The organism is Kitasatospora sp. NPDC034533 (genome assembly GCF_055575155.1).
The window spans coordinates 1-10,143 of sequence record NZ_JBVITE010000124.1 but is presented as its reverse complement, the minus strand read 5'-3'; the positions used below and the strand labels follow the sequence as shown (position 1 = coordinate 10,143).

Below are 10,143 nucleotides of genomic sequence, written 5' to 3'. Positions count from 1 at the left end.
CGAACCGATGCTGCTGCGCTGGCGGTTGGGTCGGGTCCAAGGGGAGGGGACACCCCACCACCCCCTTTGAAGGGCTCACACCCCCCCCCCCCCCCCCCCCTCACACACCCCCCCCCCCCCCCCCCCCCCCCCCCCGACCACCCCCCCCCCCGTCGCCGTACGGTGCGGAGGCTGGGCGGCGTTCGGTGTGGCGGCGCGTCGCCGCGTGGCGCGGCGGACGGACGGCGATCGGCGTAGAGCCCCGGACGGCGATCGGTGTGACGGCCGGACGGCGATCGCGCTCGTTGACAGCGCGGCCACGGCCTGGCTGTAATGGGCCCGTGCAGCGCGGCGTCGGCCACAGAGCAGTGGGCCGGCCGGCAGCCGAGCGAGCACCTTGCCGAAGGGACGACGCGCGATGAGCACTCTCTCCGCTGCCCTGATCTGACGCCCGGCGGCCACCGCGGCGTCCGCCCGCGTGCACCGGGTACGCCCCGCGACGCCCGTCCCTGACCGGCGTTCCGCGTCCGGCGCTCGCGACCCGCGTCCTGTGTCCGGCGCCCTGTGACCGGCGTCGCCGGATACGAGACCGGTCGCACCACCGGCATCGACACCGTGTGTGGCCGCACCCCTTTCCCCTTGGGAGACTCCACCGCACACATGCCCATGTCCTTCAACCTGAACGTCATCCAGGAGTTCCGCGCCAACGGCGGGCGGGTCGGCGGCCCGTTCGAGGGCGGCGACCTGCTGTTGCTGACCACCACCGGGGCGCGCTCCGGGCGGCCGCACACCGTACCGCTCGGGTACGTCCGGGCGGAGGGGCTGCTCCTGGTCGTCGCCTCGGCCGCCGGAGCGCCCGAACACCCCCAGTGGTACCGCAACCTCCTCGTCCACCCGGTGGCCCGGGTCGAGCTCGGCACCGAGTCCTTCGACACCATCGCCGTACCCGCCGAAGGTGCCCGCCGGGAGCGGCTGTTCGCGGCCGTCGTCCGGCAGGCTCCGGGCTACGGCGACTACCAGGAGCAGACCGACCGGGAGTTGCCGGTCGTCGTCCTGGAACGGCCCGAACAGCCGGAACGGTCCGAACGGCCCGAACCATCCGGACCGTCCGAACCGTCCGGACCATCCGCCGGCGGTTCCGTGCCCGTGGTGCGCAGCCTCGCCGACAAGCTGCTGGAGGCGCACACCCGGCTGCGCGCCCAGCTGCGCCACGTCCGGGAGGAGGCGCACGCCCACGTCCCCGGCCGACCGGCCACGCTCGGGTTCCAGTTGCGGCAGCACTGCCTGGCCTTCTGCGACGGGCTGACGCACCACCACACGGGCGAGGACACCGCGATCTTCCCCGCCCTGGCGCGCAGCCACCCGGAGCTCGCCGACGTCCTGGACCGGCTCGGTGAGCAGCACCGGGCGATCGGGCGGATCAAGGCGGAGCTGGTGGCGCTGACGGCCGGGATCGCGACCGCCGAACCGGCGCGGCTCCGGGCGGAGGTGGACCGGATGTCCGCCGAGCTGGAGGCCCACCTCGACTTCGAGGAGGCGCAACTGCTGCCGGTGCTCGCCGGCATTCCCTTCCCACCGACCGGGCCGGTTCCTGCGGCCCGGCCCGCTCCGTCGACGGGGCCGGGCCCGGCCGGGAGCTGAAAACGGCGTTGCCGCCGTCCCGTCCCGAGGTGCGGGAGGGGACGGCGGCACGGGCACGTCCCGGGCCGGGGTGGCCCGTTGGGGCGGTCCTTACTTCGACGAGAACACCGGGAGGTAACCGCCGGACTGACCGGCCGCCTTCGGGTGGTAGCTCTCGCCGATCGGGATGGTGGTGCTGTTCAGCCAGGTGGTCAGCGAGCCGCAGATCTCGTGCTCGGCGAAGATGCTGCGGACGTCGCCGAAGGCGAAGCCGGCGTTCGCGGCCCGCTTCGCGAGGACGCCGTCCAGGGTGTCGGCGGCGCCGTTGATGGCGGAGCGCTTGGTGTCGCTGATGCCGAAGATGCAGCTGCCGCCGATCTTGTAGATGTGCGGGTAGCCCATCACGACGACGTGGGCGTTCGGGGACTTGGCCTTGATCGCCGAGTACACGTTGTCCAGCTGGCCGGGCAGGGTGTTGTTGGCGTAGGCCTTGGCGGTGTTGACGGCGTTGATGCAGTCGGCGTCCGAGCCGAGGACACAGGTCTGCATGGTGTCGGCGAACCCCGCGTCGTTGCCGCCGACCGAGATGCTGACGAGCGTGGTGCTGGCGTCCAGTGCCGAGATCTGGCTGTTCAGGATGTCACCGGTCTTGGCGCCCGAACAGGCGACGAACTTGAAGGAGGACGGCGAGTGCGCGTTCTTCCAGAGGTACGCGTACGCGTTGGTGCTGCGCTTGCAGTCACCGCTGTCGCTCAGGTAGCTGCCGGCACCGACGCCGGAGGAGTACGAGTCTCCGAGGGCTACGTAGTTGACGCCGGCGGCGTTGGCGGAGGAGGCGGCGAAGAGCGTCGTCATGGTGAGGCCTGCGGCGACGACGGCGATGGACAGTGCACGGGCAGGGCGGAACATCGCATCTCCAGTGGGGTGGCGTGGCGAGGGTCACAGAAGTGATACCAGGCAGTAGCCAAACCCGGAAGCGGTCATGCCAAGGATATTGACGGGACGTCTGATAGCTCGGAGATGAACTCCCCCTGACATTCCGTGATTTCGCGCAGGTCAGACGGGGTGCGCGGTGACGCGCGTAGTGCACCGCGCGTAGATCGGAAACTTGCGGAAATTCTGTGCAAGGTAAGCGGGCGGTCGCCGACCGGCCATCGCCGGGTCAGATTCGAATCGGGCGTCAGCGGGGCGCCGGCGGGTACAGGGGGGGCTGATGGCACTCCTCATGGCCCGTCAGGCGGTGGGGGCGGAAAGGGACATCGACGGCATGGCCGGAATTTCACCGCCACGGCCGCTCGGAGCCGCCCGCAGGAGCCGACGTGCCGCCACGACGGCGCACCTGCGAACGGCGCACCGCCACAGCCCGTCAAGGCGGCGTGCCGGGAGAGCGCGCACGGGCAGCACGCGCCGACGGCAGACCCGGCCGGCCCGCCGGGGACGTCAACCGCAGGCGCGGCGACGCGCGTGGTCAGCCCCGCGCGCCGGAGCGGCCACCACCAGGGGGCGTGCCGCCCGAGTACACGGCGCCGGGTGAGACCGCGCAGCCCTCGACCGGCAGCTCCTCGATCGTCTCGTTCGCGGCCGCGGGCACACCGAGCCAGCGAGCGGCGGTGGCGACCGCAGTCCGGGCCTGGCGCAGCCCGGGCGCACCCCAGCCGAGCAGCTCGACGGCGAGGCCGGGCGCGACCAGCAGGCGCCGGTAGTGCCGGCCCGAGGCCGGGTCGGCCGCGCTCGGACCGACGGCCCGCAGCGCCGCCGCCATCCGGACCCGGGCGCACTCGTGCCCGCCGTTCGCCGAGCCGACCCGGTCGTAGAGGTAGCCGAGGTAGTACGGCCGACCGATCACGGCCTGTGCCTCCTCGGCCGCCTCCCGGGCCAGGGCTGCCGCCGGGTCACCGCCGTCCTCGGGCTCCAGGGAGCCGCCGGGCAGCGAGCAGATGCCGTCCCGGGGGTTCACCAGCGTCAGCACCCGCCCGTCCGGTGCGAACAGCCACCCCCAGGACTGCTTGACCGGCAGCCCCTCCGGCACCTGTTCACCCGGCCGCCACGGCCAGCCCGCCGTGGGGCGCCGCCGCACCTTCCCGAGCAGCTCCGCGACCTCCGCGCTGTACTCGATCGGGCTCATGCTCTCGCCCCGCGACGCTCGGCGGGGGCACTCACCCGCGCACACCCCCTGGCACCGAGCTCGCTCCGCTCGCTCATCCGTCCCCCTCTCGCTGTCGGGCTTCGCCGGACCGGCGGTGCACGGGGAGGACCTGCAGGGCACGGCACGGAGCGGAGCGGCGGTGTGGGGCACCGCGCGCTCCTGCTGTTGATCTTCTCCGAATCTTCCCCGAACAGGCGGTCGATGAACAGTCCCCAGCGCCGCATGGTGGACGCCGGGCCGGAGAACGCCGTGCCCCGAGGGCGGTGGACGCCGTGATCACCCCAGCGGCCCGCCCCCTCCCCCGGGGTCGGGGAAGCCGGGCAGCGGGAACCCCGGGCGGGGATCCACCCCGGGCGGGAAGGGCAGCCCCCGGGCGGCGTCGTCGGCCAGCTCGTCGAACACCTCGTGCGCGGTCATCGGCCGCAGCCGCCCGCCCGTCAGCGCCCAACCGCGCACCGGCGGCCGGGGCGGCCTGGCGTCGCCGGTCGGCGAGCCGGGTGGAGCGGCAGGTGGAGCGCCGGCCGGATCGCCGTGCAGCAGCAGCGCCCCTTCCCCACCCGAGGCCACCCCCGCCGCGAGCGTCACGCAGAACGCCTCGGCGTCCCGCCCGGCGGGCTGCAGCCGCCCGCCCTCCACGCAGACGTCCACCGCCGAGGTGAGCTCCTCCCCGTCCTCGGGGCCGTGGCAGCGCAGGGTCAGCAGGTGGGACCCGTCCCCCGCCCCCTCGGCCAGCGCCAGGTAGACCGACGTCACGTACCGCATCACGGCCGCCATCCGGAACTGCCCGTCCGGGGCGTCGCCGACCGCGTCCAGCAGGGCCACGCAGGCCACGGACATCCGCAGCCGCGCCCGGTGGTCGTCCAGCAGCACCGGCGCCAGTTCGGCCAGCCGCTCCCCCGCGTAGACGAACGGCTCGCCCGCCAGCTCCGGATCGCCCGCGTAGGCGACCCGGGCGGCGGGCATCCGGGGATCGAGGCCGAGCGCCTCGCAGTAGTCCTCGAAGTCGCCCGCCTCCAGGACCCGTAGGTGCACCTCCAGGCCTTGCCGGTGCAGGGCCGTCAGCTGCTCCTCCGCCCGCCGCAGGTAGGCCTGGTGTCCGAGCCCGCCGAACAGCCCGTACCTCGCCAGACCGGCGAAGTCCACGGGATCGACCGCCAGCGCCACCGCCACCGGCTGGGGCGGCGGCGCACCTCCGAACCGCCCACCACGCCCGGCCCGCACACCGCCTCGCGCACTCCCTCCCGCACGCGCGCCCGGCGGTCGCCCGTCTCCGGGCCCCGCCCCTCCGGGCCCGGAGACCGGCTCCCCACCGGCACCGCCGCCCGGCCTCCGCCCGGCCAGCACCAGCGCCCGCCGGCGCCCGTGCGACGGGCGCCCCGCCGCAGCACCCAGCGCCTCGCACACCAACACCCGTACAGCAGTCATGGCTCCTCCTTCTCGCTCTCCCGACACGCATCACGCCGACCGCCCGGGCTGGGAGCCGGCCGACTGTCGAGGAACATACACAGAGCCACTGACAATTCACCTTCGGTAATCGAACAAGCTCAGCGCCATCCCGGCGACGGCAAAACCGCGCACCGGCGCGCGGTCGAGGGCGAGGCCCGCGAGCCGGGATCGGATGCGGCTGCGGTCGCGGTCGCGGCCAGTCGGTGCGCGGCTGACAGATGACAAGCAACAGATGACAGATGACAGATTTCGAAATCTGTTATCTGTCATCTGTGACCTGTCAGCCGTCGACGGCCGCCCGTCACTCGACCCCACCACCCCCGAGTCCCCCGAGCCCCGTGGGCCCACCGGGCCCGGCGGGGTTGTCGGCGTCGCGGGTTAAGGTCGGGGACCATGCGACTGCTGCATACCTCCGACTGGCACCTCGGGCGTTCGTTCCACCGCGAGAGCCTGCACAACGCCCAGCGCGCCTTCCTGGACCACCTGGTGGAGGTGGTCCGGTCCGAGGGCGTGGACGCCGTGCTGGTCGCGGGGGACGTCTACGACCGGGCACTGCCCGGGCTGGAGGCGGTCGCGATGTTCGACGACGTGCTGCACCGCCTGGCAGACCTCGGGGTGCCGACGGTCTTCATCAGCGGCAACCACGACTCGGCCCGCCGCCTCGGGGTCGGGGCGGGGCTGATCGGCCGCGCCGGGATCCACCTGCGGACCGACCCGGGCGAGTGCGCCGAGCCGGTCCTGCTGGCGGACGAGCACGGCCCGGTGGCGGTGTACGGGCTGCCGTACCTGGAGCCGACACTGGTGCGCGAGCGGTTCGGGCTCGCCAAGGGCGGGCACGCCGCGGTGCTCGGCGCGGCGATGGACCAGGTCCGGGCGGACCTGGCGGCGCGCCCGGCCGGCACCCGGGCGGTGGTGCTGGCACACGCCTTCGTCACCGGCGGCGCGCCGAGCGACAGCGAGCGGGACATCGCGGTCGGCGGCGTCGCCTCGGTGCCCGCCTCCGTCTTCGACGGGGTGCACTACGCCGCGCTCGGCCACCTGCACGGCTGCCAGACCCTCGCCCCGCACCTGCGCTACAGCGGGTCCCCGCTCGCCTACTCCTTCTCGGAGGTGAACCAGCGCAAGACCATGTGGCTGGTCGACCTCGCGGCCGACGGCACGGTGACGGCCGAGCGGGTGCCCTGCCCCGAACCCCGGCGGCTGGCCACCCTGCGCGACACCCTCGACGCGCTGCTCACCGACGAGCGGTACACCGAACACGAGCAGTCCTGGGTGCAGGCCACGCTCACCGACGCGGCCCGGCCGAGCGAGCCGATGGAAAGGCTGCGGCGCCGCTTCCCCCACACCCTCCAGCTGCTGTTCGACCCCGAGCGGAGCGACGCCGAGTCCTCGCAGTCGTACGCGGCGCGGGTCAGCGGCCGGGGGGACCTGGAGATCGCCGAGGGCTTCCTGCGGCACGTTCGCCCCGGCGCCGAGCCGCAGCCGGACGAACTCGGCTGGCTGCGCCAGGGCTTCGAGCGGGTCCGGGAGACCACCGACCGGAAGGCGGACCTGCCCCGATGAGGCTGCACCGGCTCACCGTCACCGCCTTCGGCCCGTTCGCGGGCAGCGAGACGGTGGACTTCGACGCGCTCGCCGCCGGCGGACTGTTCCTGCTGCGCGGCGCGACGGGCGCGGGCAAGAGCAGTGTGCTCGACGCGGTCTGCTTCGCCCTGTACGGCGAGACGCCGGGCACCCGCCGGGCCAACCGGCTGCGCAGTGACCACGCCGACCCGAAGCGCCTGACCTCGGTCGAGCTGGAGCTGACCCTCGGCGGGCGGCGGCTGCGGATCACCCGGCTGCCGGAGCAGCGCCGCCCGAAGAAGGTCGGCACCGGCACCACCGTCGAGCGGGCCCAGACGCTGCTGCGCGAGTGGGTCGCCGACGCGGGCGACGGCACGCCCGGCTGGCGGGGGCTCAGCAAGTCGCACCAGGAGGCCGGGGAGGAGATCCACCGGCTGGTCGGCATGAACCGGGAGCAGTTCTGCCAGGTGGTGCTGCTGCCGCAGGGCGACTTCGCCCGCTTCCTCAAGGCCGACTCGGAGGAGCGCGGCAAGCTGCTGCGGCGGCTGTTCGACACCGAGCGGTTCCAGCACGTGGAGGCCTGGCTGGCCGAACAGCGCCGCGTTCAGGAGGCCGCCGTCCAAACCGGCCGGCGCCGGCTGCGGGACCTCGTCAGCAAGGCCGAACAGGCGGCCGGGCCGGGCGCCGAGCCCGTCGAGGCCTGGATGCCGGCCGACGAGGTCGACACCGCGCCGGCCGCCGGAGTGCTCGGCTGGGCGGCGGTCCTGCGCAGCGAGGCGGCCGAGCGGCTCGCCGTCGCCGAGGCCGCCCTCGCGGGCGCCGAGACGGCCCAGCGGACCGCCCAGGAACTCCGTGCGGCGGCCGAGGAGTTGGCCGGTCGCCAGCGCCGGCACCGGGAGGCTCGGGACCGGGCCGAGCGGCTGGCCTGCTTCGAGGCCGCCGCAGCCGCGGACCGGCAGCGGTTGGCAGCCGCCCAGGAGGCCGTCGGGGTGGAGTCCGCGCTGCGGCTGCGGGATGGCGCGGCCGAGGCGCTCCGGCGCGCGCGGCAGGCGGAACTCCGCCACCGCGAGGCGCTGGCCGGTGCCGGCGGCGAGGGGCCGCGGCTCGCCGGGGCGGACGCGGCCGAGCTGGCCGAGGCCGAGCTGCGGCTGCGGGCCGAGGTGGTCCGATTGGAGGCGGCCCGGGCGGAGGAGCAGCGCTGCGCCGAACTCGCCCGCGAGCAAAGGTCCTTGACGGCCGAACAGCAAGCCGTCGACGAGCGGGCCGAGGAGGCCGGGGACTGGCTCGCCGAGTTCGAGGGCGAGTTGGGCCGACTTGAGCAGCAGCACGCCGAGGCCCTGGCGGCGACCGCTCGGGTCGAGCAACTGGACGGGCGTCGTGCCGAGTTGACGGCCCGACTGGGGGCGGCCCGGGAGCGCGACGGTCTGCGTGCCGAGATCGCCGCCGCCGAACCGCGGGTCTCCGCCCTGCGGACCGCCGCGCTGGACGCCCGTGAGCACAGCCTGGACCTGCGGGACCGGCGGCTGCACGGCATGGCCGCCGAGCTGGCGGAGCAGTTGCGCGCGGGTGAGGCCTGCCGGGTCTGCGGATCGCCCGAGCATCCGGCGCCCGCCGAGGCCGCTCCCGCTGGACGGGTCGGTGCCGAGGACGAGGAGCGGGCGCGCCGGGCCCAGGCCGACGCCGAACAGGTCTGGGCGGAGGCCGAGCAGGCGCTCACCGCGCTGCGGGTGCGCGAGGCCACCGCCGCCGGTGCGGCCGGCCCGGACACCGCGGACTCGCTCGCCCAGCTGCTCGCCTCGCTGGAGCGAGAGCATTACGAGGCGCGACACGCGGCGGAGGCGCTCGGCCGGGTCGAGCAGGAGATCGCCCGGCTCTCGCAGGACCGCGCGCGACGGATCGAGGAGCTGCGCGAGGCCAAGGAGCGCGCCGCCGTCCTCTCCGACCGGCTGCTGGCGCTGGGCACCGAGCAGCGGACGTTGGCCGCCCGGGTGGCCGCGGCCCGGGGCGAGGCGGCTTCGGTGGCCGACCGAGCCGCGGCCCTCGCCCGGCTCACCGAGGCGGTCGCCGCCACGGCCACCTCCGCCCGGGCCCGGGCGGAGGCCTCCGTCCGGCTCGGCGAGGCCGAGGACGAGCTGCACGAGGCCGCCGCCACCGCGGGCTTCCCGGACGCCGCGGCGGCACTGGCGGTGCTGCTGCCGCGCGAGGAGCGCGAGCGGCTGGAGGACCGGCTGGAGCGGCACCGCGCCGAGACCGCCGCCGTCCGGCGTGAGCTGGCGCTGCCGGAACTGGCCGAGGCCGCGGAACGTCCGCCGGTGGACCTGCCCGCCGTCGCGGCCGAGCTCGGCGCCGCCACCGAGCGGCTCGGCCGGGCGCACGCCGACCACGCCGCCGCCCGCGAACGGTGCGGGGCGCTGGCCGCGATCGGGCGGCAGCTGACCGACCTCGCCGCCGAGCTGGCCCCGGCGCTGGACCAGTACGGGCGGATCAACCGGCTCGCCGCGCTCGCGGCCGGCACCTCCAGCGAGAACCGGCTGCGGATGCGCCTGGAGTCGTACGTCCTGGCGGCCCGGCTGGAGCAGGTCGCGGCGGCGGCCAGCGACCGGCTGGTCCGGATGTCGGGCGGCCGCTACACCCTGGTCCACAGCGACGACCGGGGCGCCGGCACCAAGCGATCGGGCCTGGCGCTGCGGGTGGTCGACGCCTGGACGGGCACCGAGCGGGACACCGCCACGCTCTCCGGCGGCGAGAGCTTCTTCGCGTCGCTCTCGCTCGCGCTGGGCCTGGCCGACGTGGTCACCGACGAGGCGGGTGGCATGCCGCTGGACACGCTCTTCATCGACGAGGGCTTCGGCACCCTCGACGAGCAGTCCCTGGAGGAGGTCATGGACGTCCTGGACGGCCTGCGGGAGCGGGACCGTGCCGTCGGCATCGTCAGCCACGTCGCCGACCTGCGCAGCCGCATCCCCGCGCAGCTGCTGGTCCGCAAGGGCCGACACGGCTCGACCCTGGCGCTCGCCGGGCGGGAGGACGCGTAGGCCCACCCCCAGGTCGGCCGCGGGGCCGGCCGGTGGGTGAGTTCGGAGGTCAGCCGGAGCAGGCGATCCGCTGCGCCTGCTGCCAGGCGCACACCGGGCAGAGGGTGGCGCCCTGGTGGTCGGCGGGCAGTTCGGTCGGCTCTCCGCACAGCACGCAGTCGGCGCGCGGCCCGGATGCCTCCGGGTCGTGCCGCAGCGCGGCTTCCGCTCCGCTGCCGGGTGTGAGTTCGCAGACGACCGCTTCCTCGTTCGTACCGGTGTCGCTCATTAGAGGACCATCCCTTCTGCAGCCCTCTTCGGTAGGGTTGTGACCTCTCGGTCCCGGTGGGTGCATGGCCAGTGTCGCGAGCCGTT

General features: G+C 74.9%; 7 protein-coding genes. 3 read left to right on the top strand and 4 right to left on the bottom strand.

Annotation, left to right across the window (positions count from 1 at the left end; all coding sequences use genetic code 11):
- Positions 1-639: 639 nt before the first annotated feature.
- The gene (locus ACZ55U_RS38325) at positions 640-1,620 is read left to right on the top strand and encodes a nitroreductase/quinone reductase family protein (RefSeq protein ID WP_465534156.1); all 981 of its coding nucleotides are present in this window, start codon (positions 640-642) and stop codon (positions 1,618-1,620) included.
- 90 nt (positions 1,621-1,710) lie between these two features.
- Here the strand turns inward: ACZ55U_RS38325 and ACZ55U_RS38320 are convergent, their stop codons facing one another.
- From ACZ55U_RS38320 to ACZ55U_RS38310, 3 genes are all read right to left on the bottom strand, one after another.
- A complete protein-coding gene (locus tag ACZ55U_RS38320; RefSeq protein WP_465534154.1) occupies positions 1,711-2,508 on the bottom strand; it encodes an SGNH/GDSL hydrolase family protein in 798 nt (265 codons plus the stop codon).
- 559 nt (positions 2,509-3,067) lie between these two features.
- Entirely contained in the window at positions 3,068-3,724 is a 657-nt protein-coding gene (locus tag ACZ55U_RS38315) for a hypothetical protein (RefSeq protein ID WP_465534152.1), read from the bottom strand.
- Positions 3,725-4,021: 297 nt separating this feature from the next.
- The gene (locus ACZ55U_RS38310; protein ID WP_465534150.1) at positions 4,022-4,888 is read right to left on the bottom strand and encodes a hypothetical protein; all 867 of its coding nucleotides are present in this window, start codon (positions 4,886-4,888) and stop codon (positions 4,022-4,024) included.
- A gap of 696 nt (positions 4,889-5,584) precedes the next feature.
- Here ACZ55U_RS38310 and ACZ55U_RS38305 point away from each other — a divergent pair.
- Both ACZ55U_RS38305 and ACZ55U_RS38300 read left to right on the top strand, forming a co-directional pair.
- Positions 5,585-6,754 carry an exonuclease SbcCD subunit D gene (locus tag ACZ55U_RS38305; protein WP_465534148.1) on the top strand — a complete coding sequence of 390 codons (1,170 nt, stop codon included), beginning with the start codon at positions 5,585-5,587 and terminating at the stop codon, positions 6,752-6,754.
- Positions 6,751-9,789 carry an AAA family ATPase gene (locus ACZ55U_RS38300; protein ID WP_465534146.1) on the top strand — a complete coding sequence of 1,013 codons (3,039 nt, stop codon included), beginning with the start codon at positions 6,751-6,753 and terminating at the stop codon, positions 9,787-9,789. Before ACZ55U_RS38305 ends, ACZ55U_RS38300 begins: the two co-directional genes overlap by 4 nt.
- Before the next feature lie 49 nt (positions 9,790-9,838).
- Here ACZ55U_RS38300 and ACZ55U_RS38295 read toward each other — a convergent pair whose 3' ends face one another.
- The gene (locus ACZ55U_RS38295; RefSeq protein ID WP_465534144.1) at positions 9,839-10,057 is read right to left on the bottom strand and encodes a hypothetical protein; all 219 of its coding nucleotides are present in this window, start codon (positions 10,055-10,057) and stop codon (positions 9,839-9,841) included.
- Positions 10,058-10,143 lie beyond the last annotated feature (86 nt).